The organism is Actinomadura rudentiformis, assembly GCF_008923185.1.
GTDB classification, from domain to species: domain Bacteria; phylum Actinomycetota; class Actinomycetes; order Streptosporangiales; family Streptosporangiaceae; genus Spirillospora; species Spirillospora rudentiformis.
Window position 1 is genome coordinate 139,653 of sequence record NZ_WBMT01000028.1, and the last position, 22,867, is coordinate 162,519.

Genomic DNA, 22,867 nt, shown 5'->3' on the forward strand with positions numbered 1-22,867 from the left:
TCCAAGCCTTCGCAGCACCGTTGACCGCCGACCCTGACACCAGCAAGAAGCTCAGCTCGTTCGTCCGCTTCGCCTCCGCCACTGAGCAGATCCACCAAAACCTCTTCACCGAGACCAACCCACGCCAACGCGCCGAACTGATGCACACCGCCGGCACCGAAGTCTGCCTCGTCCTCGACCGCTGAGCTAAGGATTCAACTCGTCCGCTATCCACCCACGCACGGAAAGGCCGTGAGTTGTTCACAACAGCCGCACGCGATTCCACAGATGGGCTGGCGCGAATCGTCGCCTCGGTCATGGACGGATACGCCGGACGCCCGGCGCTGGGTGAGCGGGTGAAGGAGGCGGTGATCGACCCGGTGTCGGGTCGGAAGGTGCTGCGGCTGCTACCGCGGTTCACCACGATCACCTATGCCGAGTTGTGGGAGCGGGCCGGAGCGACGGCCGCCGAGTGGCACCTTGACGTCCAGCGTCCAGTGAACGCCGGTGACTTCGTCGCGCTGTACGGCTTCACGAGCGCGGACTACACGGTGCTCGACCTGGCATGCCTCCGGCTGGGCGCGGTCACCGTGCCTTTGCCGTCGAACGCTCCGGTCGCACGGCTGACGCCCATCGTCGAGGAGACCGCGCCATGCGTTCTGGCGGCGAGCCTCGAAGTCCTCGACAGCGCGGTCGAGCTGGTCCTGTCGGCTACGTCGAAGCCGCGGCTGCTGGTGTTCGACTACCACCCGGAGGTCGATGATGAGCGCGAGATGCTCGAGGCCGCAGGGGAGCGGCTTGCCCGGGCCGGTCTGAGCGCCCTCGACACCCTCGCTAGCGTGATCGAACGCGGCCGTCCCCTGCCGGACGTACCGCTGCCCCGGCCAAAGCCGGACGAGGACCCCATGCAGTTGCTCCTCTACACCTCCGGCAGCACGGGTTCCCCGAAAGGAGCCATATACACCGAGCGGATGCAGCATCGTCTGTGGGCCGGCGTGGGCCACGCCGACGCAGAGCACGTCGTCAGCATCAACTACATGCCCCTCAGCCATACGGCCGGACGCGCGGCGCTCTACGGCACGCTAGGCCGGGGCGGGACGGCTTGCTTCACGGCGAAGAGCGACGCGTCGACCCTGTTGGAGGACATGGAGCTCGCACGGCCGACCGAGCTGCTGCTGGTCCCGCGCATCTGCGAAATCCTGTTCCAGGAGTACCAGAGGGAACTGACTCGGCGCTCCTCGTCCTCGGAGTCCACCGACCGAAGCGCGCTGGAGGCGGCGGTTGCGGCGGACCTGAGAGACCGTCTGCTCGGCGGCCGGGTCAGGGAGGTCTCCTGCGGCAGCGCCCCGCTCTCGCCGGAGCTGAAGCGGTTCTTGGAATCCTCCCTCGGGCTGCCCCTGCACAACGTCTACGGGTCGACTGAGGCCGGCGTCGTCCTGCGCGACTCGCGCGTGCTGCGGCCTCCGGTGATCGCCTACAAGCTCGTCGACGTGCCCGAACTCGGCTACTTCGCCACGGACTCGCCGTACCCGCGAGGTGAACTGCTGCTCAAGATGACGTCCATGGCTCGCGGCTACTACAAGAGGCCTGAGGTGACGGCGGAGGTCTTCACCGAGAACGGTTTCTACCGGACCGGCGACATCATGGCCGAGACCGGCCCAGACGAGCTCATCTACATCGACCGCCGCAACAACGTGCTGAAGCTGGCCCAGGGCGAGTTCGTCGCGATCTCACGGCTTGAGAGCGTCCTGGTCTCCAGCCCGCTCATCCGGCAGATCTTCGTATACGGCAATAGCGAGCGCGCGTATCCGCTGGCCGTGGTCGTGCCCACCGACCAGGCGATCGAGCAGGCAGCGAGCCACGAAGACCTCAAACTGGCGATCGCTGAGTCGATGCAGCGCATCGCCCGCCAGGCCGAGCTGGAGTCGTACGAGATCCCCCGCGACTTCCTCATCGAGACCGAGCCGTTCAGCGTGACGAACGGCCTGCTGTCCGAGCTCCGCAAAAGCCTGCGCCCTCAGCTCAAGGCACGCTACGGCGACCGCCTCGAAGCCCTCTACGAGCAGTTGGCGAGCGGACAGGAAGACGCGCTGCGCGCCTTGCGTGAGGCGGGTCCAGACCAGCCCGTATTTGAGACGATCCGCCGTGCCGCCGGCGTGCTGCTGGGCTGCTCACCTGCGGATCTGACCGCGACCGTGCACTTCACGGATCTAGGGGTCGACTCGCTGTCGGCGCTGTCGTTCTCCAGGCTGCTGCGGGACGTCCTCGATGTCGAGATCCCGGTCGGGGTGCTGCTCAGCCCGGCGAACGACCTGCGGACGATCGCGGACCACATCGAGGCCGAACGCGCTCTAAGCGTGAAACGTCCATCCTTCGCCGCAGTGCACGGTGCCGACGCCACCCAGCTCTCTGCGGCCGACCTCACGCTGGAGAAATTCCTCGACATGGAGGTCCTCGAGAACGCAGGTCGGCTGCCACGCGCTGTCCGAGCGACCCCGCAGACCATATTGCTCACAGGCGCCAACGGCTTCCTCGGTCGATTCATGTGCCTGGACTGGCTGGAATGGATCGCCGAGACCGGCGGACGCCTGATCTGCCTGGTGCGAGGCCGAGACGCCGCCGATGCCCGCCGTCGCCTCTGCGCCGCCTTCGACACCGGCGACGCGGACCTGCTGCGCCGCTACCAGAACCTGGCTGGCGACGACCTCGACGTCGTGCCCGGTGACATTGGCCTGCAACACCTCGGCCTGGACCAGGACACCTGGAGTCGGCTGGCCGCTGACGTTGACCTCGTCCTTCACCCGGCAGCGCTCGTCAACCACGTCCTCCCCTACGACCAGCTCTTCGGCCCCAACGTCGTCGGCACCGCAGAGGTGATCCGCCTAGCGCTCACCGGGAACGTCAAACCCCTCACGTACATCTCCACCGTTGGCATGGCCGGCGAGCTCGACCCTGCACAGCTCGACGAGGCCGCCGACATCCGCAAGGTCAGCCCCGCACGCACTCTCTCGGACACCTACGCGAGCGGCTACGCGAGCAGCAAGTGGGCCGGGGAGGTACTGCTGCGCGAGGCCCACGAGACATGCGGCCTCCCCGTGACCGTGTTCCGGTCGGACATGATCCTCGCCCACACCCGGCACGCCGGTCAGCTCAACGTGCCCGACATCTTCACCCGCCTGCTCTTCAGCCTTGTCACGACCGGAATCGCACCGGCCTCCTTCTACCGCACCGACACGAAGGAAACCCTGCCGCAGGCCCACTACGACGGCCTGCCCGTCGACTTCGTCGCTCAAGCCGTCAACACCCTGAGCGGGCGCAACACCGACAGATACCGGACCTACAACGTCGTCAACCCCCACGACGACGGCATCTCGCTCGACACCTTCGTCGACTGGCTCATCCACGCCGGCCACCCGATCCACCGCATCGACAGCTGCGACGACTGGTTCACCCGCTTCGAAACCGCCCTGCGGGCACTGCCCGAGGCCCAACGCAGCCACTCACTCCTACCGCTGCTCCACGCCTACCGACACCCGGATGACCCGATGAACGGCTCACCTTTCCCCTCCGACCGCTTCGCCAGGGCCGTTCGAGAAGTCGGCATCGGCCCCGACAACGACATCCCCCACCTGTCCGCCGCGCTGATCATCAAGTACGTGACCGACCTGCGCGGCCTCAACCTGCTGCAGAGCTAACCGACACCGGCACTCGCGGCCGGACGCGAAGGACACGAGATCCGACTCGACAGTCGCGTGTAGCCCATCAGGCGACCTTGTCCTGACCTGGTGTTTCGCTGCCGTGAGGTGGCAATGCGTTCGCCGCCGAACTCGGCATCGACTGGATCGCTGAGCATGCCGCCGGCCTGGGGACTGAGCCGCTCCTGGTCTCCAACACCCTGCAAAACGGTCGCGGGATACGCAGGCTCGACGCGTTCGTGGAAAGTCACGGTCGAAACACACCTGCTACCCAGGAACCATCCGGGCTGAACAGAGCCGTGCTGGCCTTCGTCCCGTCTGCAGGAACACCCGCGTTCGCCCAGGTGCATGCTCAGCGAGGGGCGCTGTGCGTGGTGGAGACGAAGTCGACGCCCCTGGCCGAGTGGGCAGCGGCAGTGAGTGCCGAGGATCTGACGAGTCCGGGGCAAACAGCGAAGTTCAGCCTCGCCCCGGAGGTCAGGGATCGGCTGGACTTCACCTTCGGCTTCGGTGGAAGCAATGGCTTTGTGAGTCCGGACGAAAAGGCGCACGTACGGCGAGTGCTCGGCGACTCCAGTGCCGAGAGCCTCTCCGACGTCGACGCGATCGTCGGCTACATGCTCGGCCAAGGGAGCCCGGACTACGGGATCAAGAACATCAAGAAGATCGTCGAGCAGATCAATCGCTGACGTCCCACCAGACCGACAGATTCGGCGACGGCTTCCGCCGCGCAACCTCGATCGGTGGCCGTACTCGATGATGCGCAGAATCGCAGTGTCCACGCCACACCAGGCGGGACGTACCGGTTGCCGCGGGTGCGCGAGGGAGGCATGGTGGTGAGTTGCAAGCAGGTGGAGCGGATGACGCGCGAGCACGGCATTCGCCGGGCGGCACTGCGGGCGGAGTGGGTGCACCACGCAGCTGCGCCGCCACTTCAGCATTGGTCGGGCCGGTGAGCGCTGGTGCGGGGATGCGACCTATCTGCTGGTCGCCAGCCGGTGGATGCTCCTGGCCACCGTGATCGACATCGGTACCCGCCGACTCCTGTTCCCACTCTCCAGGACCTGGCAGGAGGGCTGCCGCTGGTAGCTAAGGCGCACTGGGACGATGAGCTCGTGTCGTTATCCCCACCCGTCGACGAGGCGGGACAGTTTAAGCTAAGTTCATAGTATGGGCGATATGGCGAGACGCATCTCAGTGATAGATCTCTTCTGCGGAGTGGGTGGGCTGTCGCATGGATTGATGCAGGCTGGCCTGAATGTGGTCGCCGGTTTTGATATAGATCCTCGGTGCAGATACCCGTTTGAGAAAAATATTGCAGCTCCGTTCATCGAGCAAGATATCCGAACAGTCTCTAAAGAGCAGCTTGAGGGTCTATGGAAGCCGGGCTCAATACGTCTTTTGGCGGGGTGCGCTCCGTGCCAGCCCTTCTCGCCATATCGGCGAGGCGTGGATACGACTTCAGAGCCGCAGTGGTCGCTCCTTGGTGAGTTTGCACGACTCGCCAAAGAATCTCGTCCTGAGCTAGTGACCATGGAGAATGTCCCTCGAATCATGAGTTCTACGATCTTCAGGGAATTCGCTAGCACTCTCGAAGAGATTGGTTACGGAGTTTCTTTCAAGAGCTGCTACGGTCCAGAATATGGCCTTCCGCAAGAGCGTCGTCGACTCGTTCTCATTGCGTCGCGAATCGGACACATCAATGTCCCCGGAGGTGAACGCAAGCCTGGAGAATTTGTAACGGTGAGAGATGCGATTTATAGCCTCCCAGTCGTTCATCAAGGGAAAACGCATGACCTCGATGGTATGCATAAGGCAAGAGCCTTGAGCCCTCTGAACTTGAAGCGGATCAAAGCATCCAGCCCAGGGGGTACGTGGCATGATTGGCCGACAGAGCTGCTATCTCCTTGTCACGCCAGGCCTTCTGGTGCCACATTCAGGAATGTATACGCGCGTATGGAATGGGACAAGCCGTCTCCAACTATTACGACTATGTCATACAATTTTGGCACCGGAAGGTTCGGCCATCCGGAGCAGGATCGTGCGATCACTCTGAGGGAAGCGGCGATACTGCAAGGATTTCCGAAAGATTATGAGTTTGTCCGGCCAGGAGAACCTGTGGAGTTCAACCCTATAGGTAGGATGATCGGAAATGCAGTTCCTCCTGCGATCGCACGCGCAGTGGGGAGCGCTCTCATTGCAGCAGTCAAGTAGCAGGCCCGCTAAGGAGCTGGTGGCTACCAGTCGCAAGCAGTGATTGTTCCAGGTTTGAGGTGATCGTTGATATGTCGGTCCTTGAGTCGCTTGAAATCAAGCTACAGCAATTCCGCTGCTTTCCGCTCGATCAATGATTGCAGCTCACCAGCTGGATCATAACTGACGACTCGTAGGCGGGACCCGTCCGTTGCAGGCTCGGCACGCGAGGCCGACAGTGGGGACAGAGAGGTCGCCCTTGAGTAGCGGGGGACGCCGCGCTCGGGAGCCCCGCCTCGCCCGCTATGGAGAGTCGCAGCCTCCTGAAACGGAGGCGCCGAGGTCACCGTCGAATTAGGACTCGACGGTTCCCTATCAGACGTTGGCTTCGGGAAGTTGGTCCTGAAGACGTTGATGGGAGCTGCCTCTAAGTCAACCGCGAGACCAACATCGAGCGAGACTCGCAGGAGGACGACGCCCTCCGCAAACTTCAGCCGCCGCTTGGATCACAACACTCGATCAAGGATGAGTGTGGGTGGTAAACCGATATCTGAGTATCGCCTGACGTGCTGATCACGACGGTTCTACGCCTCACATTTCGGCATCACGGACAGCCTGAATAAGCCCTTCAATGGTCAGCGACTACGCCGCTGCGCTACCTCGGCGTCGTCAAACCCCACGTCGCGTACGTCTTGAGCGCGATCGCAGTCAACATCGAGTGCCTCATCATCAAGCATGATGATCAATTCCCGAGATATCCATACAGTCACACAGCGTGAACCAAGGTGCTTCAGTGCTCGGTCAGGGAAATCGATCTACAGTCAGCGGCCCCGGCAGCTAGAATTTCACAGCGCTCTCGGCTCGGTCGACGAAGGACAGCAGCATGCCGCTAGAGGTCAACAAACACGTTCAACGGATACGTCGTTACCAGCCGTTCGACGTCGACACCTCCGAGATGATCTACGAGCTGCAGGCAGACTGGACGCAATCTCTGTTCCCCGTCGTGACGCTGAACTACCTGCTGAGTGCCATTGAGCGACCGACCGCGAAAACCATCGTCCTGACCGGGGACGCCGGGCATGGCAAGACAAGTCTGTGCGCCAGCCTTCTGGCCGGGCTACGGGTCGATGCCGAGACGATCACACCAGAGGTCCGGAAGGCGGTTTTCCGCGAGTTGGCCGAGGCAGGCGATGCCAGCCGCCCTATCGGTCGGACCCGTAGCGGACGCCCGCTGTTTATTCTCAGGGATCTCAGCGAGCTCAGCGTGCAGGCGGGCGCTCACAAGCTTGTGGAGTTGCTCGACCCTGCGGATGGGGGCGTCGCGATCATCTGCGCGAACGAGGGCCAGCTACGCAAGTGCGCCGCTGAAGACGATAGTCTCGCCAAAGGCGGCACGGGGCGCGCCAAGATTGTGGTGACGACCCTTACGGAAGGCATCGTCCGCGGGCAGCTCAGCGACCCTGATGGCACAGTCACCGTCATCAACCTCAACTACCAGTCGGTAGCGGCTGACAGCCCCAACGGCGGGCTCATCCCGTGGGTCCTGAAGCAGTGGACGACGACGCAATGGTCGCGATGGAAGCCCTGCGAGACCTGCGATGCACGGGAAGTCTGCCCCATTCTGGCCAACCGCAACGAGCTCAGCGATCCCACCCGCGGGCCTCAGCGCCGGGCCGCGATCCGGGACGTGTTCGCCGCGGCCGAGCGCACCGGGGCCGTGGTCACGACCCGTCAGGCGCTATCGGTGACCAGCTACATGCTCACCGGCGGCCTTTCCTGCGAGAACGTTCACGCCAAGTACCAGTGGTCGCACTCGAACAGGTTGTGGCAGGCTCCCCACTTGTACCACCAGGCGCTCTTCGGTGACCGGTTGACGCAGCAACAGCGCCATCTGGTGCCTGCCTTCTTCGCACTACGAAAACTGGACCCGGGTAAGGTCTCCCGCCGCCAGGTCGACGACCGGCTGGACCCGGACACAGCTAGCGACTTCCCTCCCGCGGACGCTGGCAGCTACCTGCAGAAGGTCCGTACGAGTCGGGATGTCCAAAAGCAGGCTGAACAGTTGCGAAGCGTGTACACGTTCCTGCGGCGAGCCGACTTCTTCAACAACGAAGACGGCAAGGACCGGTTCGCCCGCATGGGCCTGCTGGCCGGCGACGACTTCGTCAGTGTCCAGGACAAGAACCGGGACCCGGCAGACACCAGGGTACGAGACCGCTTTCTCAAGGGCTTGGAGGCCGTCCAGGGCATTCACCGGGCGGGGAGCAACCCCGATTTCCTGATACTCGACCCAGCTTTTTTCACCCACCGCGGCCGCGCGGCCGTGATCTCTCGGCGAGTGCCCAGTAAGGGTGTCGAGGTCGTTGACCAGGTCACTCAGTGGCGAGAGAGAGGCCGAACGGGCGTCGCCCCTGAGATGCAGAACGCCGTCGAGTGGCTCAACCGGGCCATCTACATCCGCATCCCGGCCGTCGCCCCTGACCAAGACGCGGTCTCGGTGGAAGCGGACCTATTGCGCTTTGAGTTGCTGACACGGTGGGCCGCGGGCCTGCGCAGCGAGGTCCAGCATGAGGCAGAGATCCGCGGCCTGAGTGGATCCCTGGCAGAGCTGGCCGACTCGTTGAACCAGGACGATGAGATTCAGGTACTGGCGGGAAACGCCACGAGAAAGCTCATGATCGACGTCGGCGATAAAATCAGGTCGGTGCGTGCGTGATGGCCGATCGTTCCAAGGCTGAGGTCGTCCTTCGTCTCTTCGGGGTGAATCTCGAACGGCAAGGCCGCGGCTTCTACGTCCCACTCGAGATGCTCGCGATCGCCCGTGGCGTGTACCTGGCGCATCAGGATGACCCGGAGAGATTTGCTGGGCTCCTGGACGGCGGAGCCGACACAGCTTACAGAAGGACCTCGCACGACCTGGCCCGGCGGATCGCGACCAAGGCCCGCATCGTCGAGGGCGACGAGGAACTGAGCAAGGCCGTCGAGCTGGACTCCTCGGAGACGATGGAAACACTCCACGCCCTGTTCTCCTCCTTGTTGGTCGAAATCCCCGGGCGTCGTAGCCAACCCGGTTGGTTCGGCGTGCACATCTATCCGTTCGTCGGTGAGCTCATCCACTACGACGCAGTCGAACGACGAATCAAGCAAACCGATGCCTCCTCCAAGAACAGCGACAAGAAGCGCAAGCAGGCTGGCAAGGTCGCTGCAGGCATCAATGCTCCGAGTATCGAGCGTTACCTTTTCCGCGATGGTGGGGGATGGGCCTACAAGGTCCTACGCAGCGACCCTGATCTCGCCCGCAAGGAAGCGACCCGAATGGGCTTGGCCGACCTCGTACAGGACAGCGGCACCCCGTTGGGCAACCTTGCCAAGGCCCTCAGCGCGCACGACTTCGATTACGACGAAGCGCCCGTGGAGGGCACAGACGAGGGAATCACGATGCACCAGGACCTCAGCCCGTGGCCCGATCTGCTGAGGGAAGGAACCCGCAACATCGTCACTCGGATCGCGACGGTCCCGAGAGCCAAGCGCACCGAGGGCCTCATGCACTGGGTCCCCTACTGCTTGGCACGCCACCAGCTGCATCTCGCACGCACGAAGCTTGGTGCCACCGATCAGGAGTCGATCCTGTTGGACTTCGGCAATGAGGCGACCCCGCTGCGCAGAGAGTCGCAGAAGAACCTCACCGGCTTCCGTAACGACATCGTCAACGCGATCAACATCCAAGCCCGGGAAATGATCGACGAAGCTGAAGGCGACGAGGCCAGGAAGCGCCGCTACGAAAGATTCACCAAGGAGGCTGGCAACGCGGTCGCATCGCCCCGAGCGTTCTTCAGCGAGACCCTCGCCGCTGTTGGGGCCCTGAACGCGACGGTCGGGCGCCGACACTTCACCCTGAAGCCCCCGATGCTCGAAGGCCTGGTATCCGCCACCATACCGCAGGGGACGGAGATGGAGTTCGACCAGTTCTGTGAGCTGCTGTACGAGAAGTACGGGCTCGTTATGGAGAACAAGGTCGCGGCTGCGAGCCCGTTGGCCTACGAGGTCGACCCATCTGTCCTTGACCACAACGGCAAGGCGTTCCGGGAAAGACTGGCCGCTATCGGCCTGCTCACTCAATATTCAGATGCGACCAGCATGGTCCGCGGGGAGCCCCGGTGACCGACAGTAGTATCAGAGCGCTCGGTCGGTTCGTCGCCGACGAAGCGCTCTGCAAGGTCACCGACATCAGTGGAGCCCGTGCCGTCCTGCGAGTCAGCGGATTCGATCGGCCGACCGTGGCCGAGGCGCTCCGTCGCATCGCCCAGAGGCTGTCGGAGTCGCCGGACCGTCAGGTTGTCGTCAAGGTCGGCACCTCGGAGCCGATCGAAGGCATACCGGTTGACTACCTGCTGGACCCGCAGGACCAGCTGACCAAGTGGCGAAATTCGGGACAGGGCGCGGCGGTCCTGCTCTTCGAGTGGGGGGAATCTCCGGACGCACAGGGGCTGGCGGCCATGAACGCCCTTGACGACGCCGCAATCCTGGGGGACCACCACGACGCCTCCGGCGAGCGCGGGTTCGACAGGTTCATGGCAGAAGCGTGGCGGGAGGCCGGTGGCATCGGCACCGTTCCGGCCCTCATGGCCACCCTTCTGCCGGAGATCTGGCGTGCTGTCACCGACGAGGAGCCCCGCTCCTTGCACCGCTGGGCGACCTTCCTGGTCGAAACCGCGCAGAAAGTCGCAGCAACTCATGTCCACACTTCTGAAGCGGTCTACCCCGAGATCTCTGCAGCCCTGCCCGCTCTTGACCTCTTTCCGGACCGAGGGCTCTCTATCAAGCCCGCCGCGCTGCCCGCCCGAATCAAGAAGAACGTCTGGGTCAGTGCCTTCAAGCAGCCCACCGGCAAGGAAATCACCGAAGACGACCTGCTAGACCGCATCGCCACCACTGAGTTCAGCGAGGAGTCCTTGGAGTACATCGGTACGGACTCCGAGACTACTAAAACGCGCATGCGCAGCCTCGTCCTCAACCTCAACTCCAGTGGTTCTACTCCGCAGAATCCTCGTGAGCTTCGCCGCGAGCTGGACCTGACCCTCTGGCTCGAAGTCTTCGAGCAGAAGTCCAAGAGAATCGGCCTGGGCCAGCAGGTCCGGCAGGAAATCGAACGGGCTGCCCTAGAGCGGGTCAACGAGTACGACGCCATGATGATCGAAGACGCGCTCGACCGCGGAGACCAGGAATCCGCACAGCGCTTCCTTGACGAGGCTCCCGTCGGAGGAACCGAACCGCTAGCCGACCTGTTGTCCAAGCGATCTCGTCGCAAAGTCGAGAAGCTCGCCTTCCCGGACTCTCAATTCGTCCATGACCCACTGCGTGCGCTGTTGCGCGAGCTAACCTACTTTTCCGACGAAGAGGAAGGCTCCGTCGTCGTCGGGCTTGAAGGCAACCAGGAAGCCGGACAGTGGAGCCGCTGGCTGTTCGCCTTCCTGTACGCGCGCACCCTGCGAGACGTCCAGGACTCCACCGGACTTCGCCTGACCCTTGAGGTCAAGGAGTGCCTGCTGGACCTGACCAAGCCGCGCCCGCCGCAGGAAGACGAGCCGTTTGACCCGAACATCGAGTGGGCCCCGCTGCGCATCCTGGTCGAGATGGACGGTGCCGCCCAGCGACGCTTTCGCTGGGACCCCCTGGGCATCCCCGGCCAGATCGCTCTGGCGGCCCTCATCCACGGCTGGAGACCTCCCCCCGGCCATGCCAGCAATCTGACCTTTGACACCTTCCTTCAGAAGTTCAACGAGCCCAGGCACTGGCAGGTTGATGAGCCCGTGCCCGAACCCACATCACATTTCGCCGGCCAGCTGGAGCGCCTCAAACAGAAGCACTTCAAGCGGATATCCGACGGGCTCGACGCCGAGAACATCAACGAATACGTACGCGAATGGGAAGGCATACTCCGCGCAGCTCGCACCGCCCTGGTTCCTCACAACGCCCCGAACACAGACCTCGAGGCCGTCGTCCTGACAGATGTCGTCGGGCTAGCCGACCACCGCATGATGATGCTGGCCATCCACCCGCTGAAGCTGCGCTGGCTGGCCAAGAACTACACGGAGGCTGCCGGCAGCATCGAGACCGCTCTGAACAAAGAGGGAGGGCTGAGCCTCAACCAGGAGAATGAGGATCTCTTCTTCGACGCCATCGATCGCATTTCCCCACATGGGATACCTGCGGTCCTCGTCGGGCCCGGCGGCACGATCGCCATTCCGATGCGGGAATCGGCCGGACACGAGGAGTACGCGCCGGTCCGCCACGGCGGCAACGAGTCCAAGGACTGGCTCTCCAGCGTTGACGAGACTGCGATCGATGAGATGGTTCGCGTCATCACCGACTACCTGACGACCTACCCCCACAAGCTCGACGGCCTACGCGTACTGCTGCTGGACCGCAATGGCGACCCCATCCTGCCCATGCGCGTGGCAAAGCAGATGCGGGCCAAGAACCCCCGTCTGAAGGTCGATCTGGTCGTGTTGGCTCCCCAAGCAACCCATCACGAGATCATCCAAGGTTTCGACCTGCAATTCTCCAGCGCGGAGATTTCCGAGGACAGTTTTCTGCCCGACGTCCAACTCATCCTGCAAGCATGGGAGCCCGACCAAGAAGCAGACCTGTCAGGGCTGGTAGACACCATCGACCTCGCCCTGGCCCCGGCACTGTTCGGCACCCAGACCAGTATCAAGGAGAGCACCAAGAAGGAATCTTTGTCGGGATCCTTCAACTCCTGGAAGCACCCGGCCTCCCATAACCTGGCGCAAACCAGCGAGAATGTCGTCAGAGCGCTGTTGCCCGAGACCGCCGACGAGACACTTGAGTCCTGGTCGACCCTGTGCGTGCGCTACGACCGCCGTTCCCCGGTCTCCAGAGAGAGCATTGACGGTATCGACTACTTCGAGATGCAGGTGCAGTTCGACCAGCACCAGAAATTGTTCACCACCCTGCACCGCGTGGCCCACTGGGTCGTCACCCTCGACAGCTTCATCGGACGCGAGCAGATCGATGCCCTGCGTAACCGCCCTGACGTCATCCTGGTCAAGCCCAGTGTCGGCAAGAACGAGTCCTACACCCTTATTGTCAGCTCGCAGACCGGCCAGCAGTTCGTCGTCCAGCGACTGCGGCGCCGCTTGGAGCAGATCGGGGTCGTTACCCCGCAGGACTCCGAAGGCACCGCGAAGCGGATCTACGAGGTGGGCCGCAATGTGGCCCCAGGCGCCGTGTTGCGCTCCCTCGGTATCGGCACCACGGTCAACGAACTCGTTGGCCTGGTCGCCACCCGGTTCGTCATTGACCAGCAGTTCCCCGTCGCTCGGCAGGGCACGAGCCTGGTCACCTGGATCAGCTTCGACGAGCACCACCGCTGGTTCGGCCGGGGACACAAAACTCGTGCCGATCTGGGCCGCTTCGTGCTGACCGTCCAGGATGACGGCATGGTTCGCCTGGATATTCTGGTCGCCGAGTCGAAGTTCCGCCAGACCTTCGACGTCGGCTCGGCCGAGGAACAACTCAACCGCACCACCGACCTGTGCGAGGACGCCTTTCGCTCGGACGGTGAAGTTCGCCACGATCGTCCCTTCTGGCTGGACGAGCTCGCCGCCGCGATCGCTCAGACCAGTGGAAACGTCCTAAAGGCCGCAGACCTCCCAGCTCGCACCGTGATCAGCGACGACGACCACCGTCAGGTCGAGGCGAAGGTCCTTGACGCCCTGCGCTCCGAGGATGTCCAGCTCGGTCAGATTACTGGCGTTGCCGTGGTTATCTCAGCCGAGGACGACCAGCTTGCCCCCATGGCCGGAAGCCTCGGCAAGCACACCTTGGTGAGGCTGAACAAGCACGAGCTGCTGAACCTCATCGGCGCTCTGCGCGCTAATCAGGACCCCCCCGGTGCAGACCCCCTTGTTGCCTCTAGGGACCTCGACGGGGCCGTGAAGGTCTCTGGCACCGCCGTTCAGACCCTCTCGACAGATATTTACGCCAAAATGTCCACCCCGAAAGAACCGACGACACCTGTCGAGAGCGTTGGAGCGACTGCTCCAACAAACGCGCCGAGAGTGGTAGTTGCGCGCCACTCTGCCGCAGAGGCGGATCCTGTCCCCCTGAAGGCTCACCGCGGTGGGCTCCCCGAGGAGGAGCTGAGGCTTCGATACAACAAGGTCGTAGACGTCTTCGCCCGCCACAAGGTCGCGGTCACCTCCCCGGAGGTCGGCAAGTGGCAGGAGGGTCCCGGCTTCTACATCTTCCGGTTCATTCCGAATCCTGGGGTCACCGTGGACAAGCTGACCAACCGGCGTGACGAGATCTTCCTGGCTCTGGCGCTGCCCTCCGGGTTCAGTATTCGCACCCGTAGCGACCGCGGCTCCGTCCTCTTCGAAATCCCCAAGATCGACGACGAGAAGTACGGGGTTGATGCCAAGGTGCTGTGGCAGAAGTGCCCGGTCCACCCCGAAAGCCTCATCGCCCCGCTGGGCGCCGATATCGAAGGTAACCCGGTAACCATCGACCTTTCCTCTGCGGACTCACCGCACTTGCTGGTGGCCGGCACTACCGGATCGGGAAAGTCCGTTGCCCTGGACACGATCCTCAAGGGCTTGATCCGGTACGACAAGAGTGCCCTGCGACTTCGTCTCGTTGATCCTAAGGGCACCGAGCTTGTCGACTTCGAGGACGATCCTCACCTTGATGGCATGATCGGTATGGACGCCGCCGACGCGATCGAGATTCTTGAGGAAACCGTCGAAGAGATGGCCGAGCGCTACAAGGACATGAAGGCGCTCCGCGCACGCAAGCTCGTGGAGTATAACGCCAAGGTCGACACAGAAGACCGAAAGCCATGGATCGTCGTCGTCCTGGACGAGTACGCCGACCTCACCAGTGATGCTGAAGAGAAGAAGCGAATCGAAGCGCTGCTCAAACGCCTAACGCAGAAGGCCCGCGCTGCGGGCATCCATGTCATCGCAGCCACGCAGCGCCCGAGCGCGGACGTTATCTCGACGACCATCCGCTCCAACTTCCCCGCCCAACTCGCCCTGCGAGTCAAGACCGTGACCGACAGTCGCATCATTCTGGACGAGACCGGAGCTGAAGCTCTGGCCGGACATGGTGACGCCTTTCTGCACACGGCTAAGGGCACCATACGACTGCAGGTGGCCTACGACGGGAGCTGACCAGGCTCCGCCATGTTTGATCAGCTCTATCTCGTAGAGGGGGTAAGCAGGCCACCAGTGGCACGTGCTTTCTCGCTGAGCCAGGCGGAGATCAGCTGACCGCTGCGACCAGCGATGCGGCGGTCAGGCCGTCTTCCCGGCTCTCTTGAAGGACACCGTCCGTTGTCACCTGTCGGTGCATACGTTGCCAAGGTCTGGCCTGCTGACTCTGATCCCGCTGATGCGATGCTAGAGGGAGTCTGAGAAGGGTCAGGTCAGGGAGCCAGTGAGGCGATGGAGAGGATCATGCTCTTCGCCAGATAGATGACGCTTTCTGAGGTGGCGGCCAGGTATTCGTAGTCCTTGGACAGCGCCGGTACTTGCCCAGCCAGGCAAGGTGCGCTCGATCACCCGTCGGCGCTGCACCAGCGCGAACCGCGGAACCGGGGCCGGCGGCGGAACCCCGGCCTTGACCCAGGTGCCGCGCCAGCCGCCGTCGCGACGCACCGCCCCACCTGGATCTCCTCGATGACGGCGTTGCCGAAGCACTCGCCGCGTCCCGCAACGCGAACGTGAGATTCTGCGTGTCACCGGAGTCCGGACCGGATCAAACGGCCCCTTCGCGGGGGTCTTCGGGTCTCCTTGCAATCTCCGCAAGCATTTGGCCAGCGAGATGGGCCGTAAGCCGTTGTTCGGGGTCTTTGCGCATCAGGCCGTTGATGATCGGGGTCAGGGGTGCGCTAGCTGGAAGAGACGCATCCGGCCCGACGCATGGCGGGTGGCCTTGAACGGCCTCGTATAGCGTCGCCCCGAGCGCCCAGAGATCTGCGGAGGGGGCGGCCAGTTCACCACAGAGCTGTTCTGGGGCCATGTACAAGCACGTACCCAGCACTTCGCCATGCAGAGTGAGGGTCGTCTCCCCATCGACGAACGCTACCCCAAAGTCGGTGAGCACGATCTCCCCGGTCTCGGCGATCAGGATGTTCGCTGGCTTGACGTCGCGATGGACGACGCCAAGGGAGTGCGCTGCGGTGAGCGCGTCAAGGACCACAACACCGATGTGTGCGACACGTTCGGGTGCCAGCGAGCCCAAGTCGAGGAGAATCGCGGCGAGCGAGCGCCCGGGGAAGTATCTCATCACGATCCAAAGGCGGCCGTCCCTCTCGAAGGCGTCATAGACTTCGATGATCGCCGGATGCCGGAGGCGTGCAGACGAGCGGGCCTCTCGGAGGCTCCTGTCGAACCGGATCTTGCGCTGCTCCTCGGTCGGGCCGCAGGAAAAGATGACCTCCTTGACGGCGACGTCGCGACGAAGAAGCTGATCTTGTGCCAGCCACACAGCCCCCATGCCTCCCTGACCGAGGAGTTCGCGCAGCAGGTACCGGTTCCTGATCAATCTACCTTCACCGTTCCTCGTGTGGCCGCCCATAGAAGCTCCCCTTCTCACAGTGTCCGCCGCTGGTTGCTGGTGCCGTTCCGGGCAGGTGAACGCGATCAAACTCGCTTCATTCGCTCCGAATCCGGCCAGATTGCCATATGGCGGATGAGGGTGAGAAGGAAGCGCAAATGGTTTAGCCCTAAGGTGGAGGGCTCGGAACCGAAATACACTTCCATGCTCTTCATGTCTTTTGAGGGTAGAAGTGATGATGTGGCTATCGGTGTCCGATCTTCTTTCTCGTATTGGCCTCTTACATGACGTGCATGACGTGCGTGTCTCTAGGGTCGAACCAGAAAGGTGTCAATCCGAGCCCGGTGACCTGGTGTTATCTGACAGATAAATCCGGGGGTGGGCGTCCCGTCGAATTCTTGGAGAGGGAGGGGCGCGGCCCTCTCAAGATCTGAAGATCGGGGGAGGCGTGATCGAGCCTGTGGGAAGCTGGTTGGCCATCCCCCACGACCCCGGCTTCCGGGCAGCGGTGCCCGTGGGCTGGAACGGGTGATCGTCTCGCGTGGTTCGACGGTCCATCCGGTGCGTGTCGTTTGGAGTCGGTACCGTCTCTTGGTGAGAGATCTAGCGGCGAGAGGTGTTGCGTCGATCGTCAGCGTTCGGCGTTAGAGGCATCTCGGGCTCACGGGGCTCGGCCTTGTTCCCATGCTTGTTCGTTAACCGACTGCCTGGGGATGCTCAACCGAAGGTTGTGCTGAAGGTTTTGCACGTAAGCGACTGTCTCGAGGGTGTGGGGCTAGGTGCGGGATGCGGAGCCCAGGTGGTCGCCTTCAGTCGCCAGGCCGGTCCGCGGTCTCCTTGGAAGAGTGCCCGGTACAAGAGGAGTTGGGATGTCAGGGTGGCAGGATAAGGTTCCGACAAGTGGCTCGGTGAAGCTTCCGCCCGATCCTCGTGCACTGGAAGGCCTCGGCCGGAATCACTCGTTCGACACCGCTCTGGCCGACCTGGTCGACAACTCGATCGATGCAGGGGCGAGCGACGTCCTGATCCGGCTGATCCGGCACGGCGGTCGACTTCGTTCTCTATATGTAGTCGACAATGGTCGGGGGATGTCACCCTTCGATATCGATACGGCGATGACCGTCGGCGGAAGACGCGACTACGCTGCCGATGATCTTGGCCACTTCGGGATCGGACTCCAGAGCGCCTCATTCAGCCAGGCACGCGTCTTGACGGTCATGTCGAGTGCCGAGGGCCATGGCGCAGTAGGGCGAAGGCTGACGTTGGACGACGACAGAGCATTCCACGCGGACATCGTGCCTGTGGAGTTCGCACACCGGGAGCTTGTCCGTGACTGGGGAGTCCCGGGCGAGGGGACCGGGACTGTCATCCGTTGGGACGAGGTAATCGGATTCCCGGTGACCGATGACGCGACTCGGGTCGAGGAGTTCGTCAGCGGGACGATCCGGATGGTCTCCAATCACCTCGGTCTGGTCTTTCACCGCCTCCTTTCGGGCGGCCGCATCAGAATTGCGCTGGAAGTGGAGGACACGGACTCTGGATTTGCGGGCGCGCGGTTTCTTGTGAGCCCGCTCGATCCGTTCGGTTACAAGCGGTCTGGTCGGGCCGGGTATCCGAGGGAGCTTAAGGGTAGATCGGACAGCGGCCAGGTCGTCTTTCGGTGTCACATATGGAATCGTTCTAACCTGCCCGAGTTTAAATTGCTCGACGGTGGTGAGCGCAGGCAAGGTCTTTATATCTGCCGCCGAGACAGGCTGCTTCAGGCCGGGGGTGACTGGGGCGGCATCACTGCCCTTGCGAAGCGTCTGCAGCTCGCTCGCGTCGCCATCGACCTCGATGATGATGTGATCGGTCTCTTCCGGATGAACCCCGAGAAGTCCAGAGTCATCGTCGGCCCCGACTTCACACACCTGGCTGAGAAGGCGGTCGCCGAGGATGGAACCACGTTCGCCCAGTACCTGGAAGACGCGGAGCAGGCGTTTCGAGAGTCGAACAAGAGAACTCGAGAGCGCCGCAAGATGATTCCTCCCGGCAAGGGCTTCGCCCCGGGGCTGCGTAGGGCGATCGCCGACGAGGTGCCCTTCACGGACGAGTCGGATGAGCCGATCGGTATCCGCTGGAAGCAGTTCGATGGCGATGATTTCTTCGAGGTCGACCGGGCCGAGCGGGTGTTGTGGCTGAACGACCGCTACCGGACGACCGTCCTCGGCGGCAGAAGAGGAGGTCTCAACGATGCACCGATCATCAAGTCGCTCCTCTATCTCTTGCTGGAGGAGGTCTTCGAGGGAGACCACCTCGGCCCTAGGGACAAGGACAACCTCAACCTATGGCAGGAGATCATCACAGCCGCGGCGAAGAGCGAGCGGTCATGATGGGTCGGCATCTCAGCATCGACGGATTCGAGAAATAGCTCAGGGAGGAAGTGCCCTTGGAGTATCCGATCGAGGGCGAGCCGAGGCTGAGCCTGTTCATCGATCCGTCCAGGCCTGCGATCGGACTGCGCGTGCCCTTGCCGAAGACAGTCGCGCTTCCTGACGCCGGCCTGGAGCACATCCGGTTGCGCAGGGTTCACGCCGGTGGCCTTCACCAGGCGGAGGTCGCGGTGACCGACTCGCGCTCGTTCGTGGACGCCTATCCGATTCTCATGGCCGTCGCCGACCGCATCCAGTTGGAAGGTCGCACTCTGGACTTTGCGCTCACCGACACACTGCGCCTTCTGGGACGATTGCTGGAGCGTCGTGACTCGTTCTCGGTCGAGAAGGAGCTGGGCCTCTTCGGCGAGCTGCTCTTCGTTCTCGGACTGTACGACGCTGTTGGGGTAGCCGAGGCTGTCGCCGCCTGGCGTGGTCCTGAGTTCGAAGAGCACGATTTCGGGTTGCGTGGCCTCGACATCGAGGTCAAGACCACCAGTGGTGAGCGGCGCACGCACTGGATCGACTCTCCGAGCCAGCTCCAGCCTGTGGCGGGCCGCGCTCTCTGGCTGGTTTCGTACCAGCTGACCGCGCCCGGCGCAGAAGGCGGCGCGACGCTTCCCGAGCTGATCCAATGGGTCCGGGATTTGCTGGGCACGGCAAAGCAGTCCGACACGCTCAGTTCCTGCCTTGAAGGGGTCGCCTGGCGCGAGTCGTACGCGGATACATGCACCAATCGTTGGCGTCACCGCAGCAAGCCGACCGCATATGTGGTCGCAGACGACCTTCCTCGCATCACCACCGACCTGCTCGCTACAGCAGGCATCGACCTTACTCGCGTGCCGGAGCTGCGGTATCGCGTGGATCTCACCGGTTTAGAAGGCGACGCCTCGGCGCCGGATTTCCTTGCAGCAGCACTCGCCCATGGAGGACTGGGATGACCGACGGGTTCGCCAAGGCATACCTCGCCGCTCTGGCCGTGATGGAGCAGAACGGCATGCCCGATGCTCTGCACGAGACGGCTGCCTTCTTGGGCCGTAAGGACGGGGTCTCGGCCGACGACGACTCTCTCCGGGCTCATCTGGCCGGCAGCGACAAGGACGACGAGTTGCGCATGCAGCTCCACTTGCGACTTGCCAAGTGGGACAACTTGGATGAGGCCTCCTGGACCGAAGGGACCGAGCCCCATACCGATCAACGACGGGCGCTGGTAGTCCGGCTGCTCGAGGTCGACGACCTGACCGGCAAGATGCTCGCCGAACAATTCCCGATCGCGGGCAAGGATGACGACATCGTCATCGCCGACGAGGACGACTGGCAGCCTTGGTACACAGAGGAACTGCGAAAGAAGCGCGACTTCTACTGGAAGAGCTACCAGGGACTGCTCACACGTAAGGGTTGGGAACCGGAAGCGATCGCCGCCCTCGACCAGGCCACCGACGAGGTGGTCGAGCGGCTCTCTGACCCGACGCGCGTCGAGGCGTACCAAGCCAAGGGCCTGGTCGTCGGCTACGTGCAGAGTGGCAAAACCGCCAATTTCACTGGCGTGGTCGCCAAGGCCATCGATGCCGGATACCGCCTCGTCATCGTCCTGACCGGCACCACTGATCTGCTGCGCAACCAGACGCAACGACGCCTGGACATGGAACTCATCGGAGTCGAGAACATCCTCGGTGGCGCGGATCCCGACGATCAGGCCGCGTTGGACGACGTCGACTACCAGGACGACCCGGACTGGATCGACGGCAAGTTCCTATCGCACGGAGTGAAGCCGAACGACGCCGATCGTCCGGCGATTCATCGCCTGACCAGGTACGCGGGTGACTACAAGAGCCTCAAGCACGGCATCGAGGCTTTGAATTTTCTCAAGGTCGATAAAGCACTGCCCTTCTACGACCCGACCAACCTCCACCCCGCCGATGCCAAGGTGGCGATCGTCAAGAAGAACTCCACTGTGCTCACCAAGCTGGTGAACGACCTCCACAAAATCTCCGCGAAGCTCGGCCACATCCCGGTCCTGATCATTGATGACGAGTCCGATCAGGCCTCGGTCAACACCAGTAACCCCAAGAAGTGGCTGGACGACCAGAAGGAACGGACCGCGATCAATCGACTGATCGCCCGGCTTCTTCGCGATCTACCGCGGGCCCAGTACGTCGGCTACACGGCCACTCCGTTCGCGAACGTTTTCATCGACCCCAGCGACGCTGAGGACATCTTCCCCAAGGACTTCTTGATCTCGTTGAGGCGAGCGCCCGGGTACGTTGGGGCTGCCGATTTCCACGACCTCGACGCAGAACTAGACGATGTTGAACGGACCTTCGCCACCTCACGGGAGAAGGCACACGTCCGGTTCGTTCTAGAGGAAGGAGGCGAGGACGATAAGACCCTGTTGAGGGCGATCGACACCTTTGTCCTGACCGGTGCGATGAAGTTGTATCGCGAGGCCGAGGGCATCCACGTCTTTCGGCATCACACGATGCTCGTTCACGAGGCCATGCGGACCGCAAAGCACAAGGAACAGGCCGATCGGATCCGCTCCTTGTGGAAGAAGGCCGGCTACTACTCAGCGGCCTCTCGTGATCGGCTCCGTGGTCTGTTCGATGCCGACGTACGACCGGTCGCGGAGGCCGTCGGCCAGGGGCTCCCCACTCCTGTGACGTTCGACGAGCTGCTTCCGTACGTGTCCGATGCTGTCGCCCGCATCGGCCAGACGGACCCTGTCATCGTCGTGAACAGCGACAAGGACGCTGCGACCGAGGACCTCGACTTCGACCGCCGTCCGGTCTGGCGAATCCTCGTGGGAGGCAACAAGCTCGCACGAGGATTCACGGTGGAGGGCCTGACAGTTTCGTACTTCCTCCGCAAGACCGCGATGGCAGACGCGATGATGCAGATGGGCCGTTGGTTCGGCTTCCGACAGAACTACAAGGACCTCGTCCGGCTCTATATCAGCCCCAATCTGTACGACGGATTCGAGGCGATCGTTCGTGACGAGGAATTCTTCCGCAACGAGCTGCGTCGCTACGCCACACGGGTCGACGGTGAGCCGCAGGTGACGCCAAGACAGATCCCGCCACTGGTCGCTCAACACATTCCCTGGTTGAAGCCGACGGCGAGCAACAAGATGTACAACGTCGAACTGGTTGAGCGTCGCTCACCCGGCGTCGGCCTGGAGCCGACGGGCTACCCGAAGGACCCGAACGACCTTCAAGCCAACACCGAAGCGATGCTGCCGCTCATCGAAGCAGCCACGGACAGGGTTTTGCTCCATTCTTCTCCGAAGAGCACCTATCCCGCCCTCATGGGGACTATCTCTCAGGGCGGATTGCTCGACGTGCTGGGCGCTCTGCGCTGGTTCGAGCCGGAGCATTTCGCGCCGGACCTGAGATGGCTCAGAAGACTTGGCCCCGAGAAGGTCGAAGACTGGGCCGTCATCCTGCCCCAACATGTTCGCGGCACAGAGGCTGTACGTATGCTCATGGGGCATGGACCACTTAGCCTGTTCCGCCGTCGACGTCGCCGCGATCCGTACTTCGGTGCTCTCAGTGAACCCAGGCATCGGCGAACCGCCGCACGCATCGTGGGTCTCAGCACCGAGCCTGCCGACGTGGAGGCGGACAAGTGGGCCCGTCCCAGACGCGGCGCCTTTCTCCTGTACCCGGTCATAGAGACCGATCCGCCCGTCGCACCGGAGATCAATTCCCACCAGGTGATCATGGTGTTTCACCTACTCGCGCCCGCCGAGGCGACAGCATCTGACGGCCGCCTCGTCACCTTTAAGACTCGTGATAGCCGCAAGGCTCGTGCTGCCATTGTCGATGCTGACTAGACCGTCTCGCACACGAGGTTCTGCGGACGTCTGCCCAATGAAGCCCTGGGACGAGTGGGGGTGCGCCCAGACACTCGGTCGGTCACTCTAGATTGCTCCGGGGTCGAATAGGGCTTGAGTGCCGGCGGAACGGAGGGCGCGATTCCATCCGGAGTCACACCCAAGTGAATCAG

11 protein-coding genes are annotated in these 22,867 nt (G+C 62.9%); 10 read left to right on the forward strand and 1 reads right to left on the reverse strand.

Going from position 1 to position 22,867, the window contains the following annotated elements; all coding sequences use genetic code 11:
* Positions 1-20: 20 nt before the first annotated feature.
* The 7 genes from F8566_RS50560 to F8566_RS44035 all read left to right on the forward strand — a co-directional run bounded on the left by F8566_RS50560 (position 21) and on the right by F8566_RS44035 (position 15,064).
* Positions 21-185, forward strand: coding sequence for a hypothetical protein (locus tag F8566_RS50560; protein WP_192810181.1), 165 nt, complete (start codon positions 21-23; stop codon positions 183-185).
* Between the two features lie 51 nt (positions 186-236).
* Positions 237-3,674, forward strand: coding sequence for a carboxylic acid reductase (car, locus tag F8566_RS44010; RefSeq protein WP_318836476.1), 3,438 nt, complete (start codon positions 237-239; stop codon positions 3,672-3,674).
* A 299-nt stretch (positions 3,675-3,973) separates the two neighbouring features.
* Positions 3,974-4,363, forward strand: a complete 390-nt coding sequence (locus F8566_RS44015; RefSeq protein ID WP_151569369.1) for a hypothetical protein — start codon at positions 3,974-3,976, stop codon at positions 4,361-4,363.
* Positions 4,364-4,853: 490 nt separating this feature from the next.
* Positions 4,854-5,888: a DNA cytosine methyltransferase gene (locus F8566_RS53190; protein ID WP_225994068.1), complete on the forward strand. Its 1,035-nt coding sequence runs from the start codon at positions 4,854-4,856 to the stop codon at positions 5,886-5,888.
* 862 nt (positions 5,889-6,750) lie between these two features.
* Positions 6,751-8,583: an ATP-binding protein gene (locus F8566_RS44025; RefSeq protein WP_151569372.1), complete on the forward strand. Its 1,833-nt coding sequence runs from the start codon at positions 6,751-6,753 to the stop codon at positions 8,581-8,583.
* Positions 8,583-10,028 (forward strand): hypothetical protein, encoded by a 1,446-nt coding sequence (locus F8566_RS44030; RefSeq protein ID WP_151569374.1) that lies wholly within the window; start codon positions 8,583-8,585, stop codon positions 10,026-10,028. The genes F8566_RS44025 and F8566_RS44030 overlap by 1 nt, the downstream gene beginning before the upstream one ends.
* Positions 10,025-15,064: an FtsK/SpoIIIE domain-containing protein gene (locus F8566_RS44035; RefSeq protein ID WP_151569376.1), complete on the forward strand. Its 5,040-nt coding sequence runs from the start codon at positions 10,025-10,027 to the stop codon at positions 15,062-15,064. Before F8566_RS44030 ends, F8566_RS44035 begins: the two co-directional genes overlap by 4 nt.
* A 586-nt stretch (positions 15,065-15,650) precedes the next feature.
* On the opposite strand, the gene F8566_RS44045 is transcribed toward F8566_RS44035, so the two are convergent.
* Entirely contained in the window at positions 15,651-16,541 is an 891-nt protein-coding gene (locus tag F8566_RS44045) for a serine/threonine-protein kinase (RefSeq protein WP_151569378.1), read from the reverse strand.
* Between the two features lie 779 nt (positions 16,542-17,320).
* Between F8566_RS44045 and F8566_RS44050 the strand changes: the two genes are divergently transcribed.
* From F8566_RS44050 to F8566_RS44060, 3 genes are read left to right on the forward strand one after another with little or no spacing between them, the layout of a single operon-like run.
* Positions 17,321-18,823, forward strand: coding sequence for an ATP-binding protein (locus F8566_RS44050; protein WP_151569380.1), 1,503 nt, complete (start codon positions 17,321-17,323; stop codon positions 18,821-18,823).
* A gap of 56 nt (positions 18,824-18,879) precedes the next feature.
* On the forward strand, positions 18,880-19,803 hold the full coding sequence (locus F8566_RS44055) for a PD-(D/E)XK motif protein (protein WP_151569382.1): 924 nt from the start codon (positions 18,880-18,882) through the stop codon (positions 19,801-19,803).
* Positions 19,800-22,694: a Z1 domain-containing protein gene (locus F8566_RS44060; protein WP_151569384.1), complete on the forward strand. Its 2,895-nt coding sequence runs from the start codon at positions 19,800-19,802 to the stop codon at positions 22,692-22,694. Before F8566_RS44055 ends, F8566_RS44060 begins: the two co-directional genes overlap by 4 nt.
* Positions 22,695-22,867 lie beyond the last annotated feature (173 nt).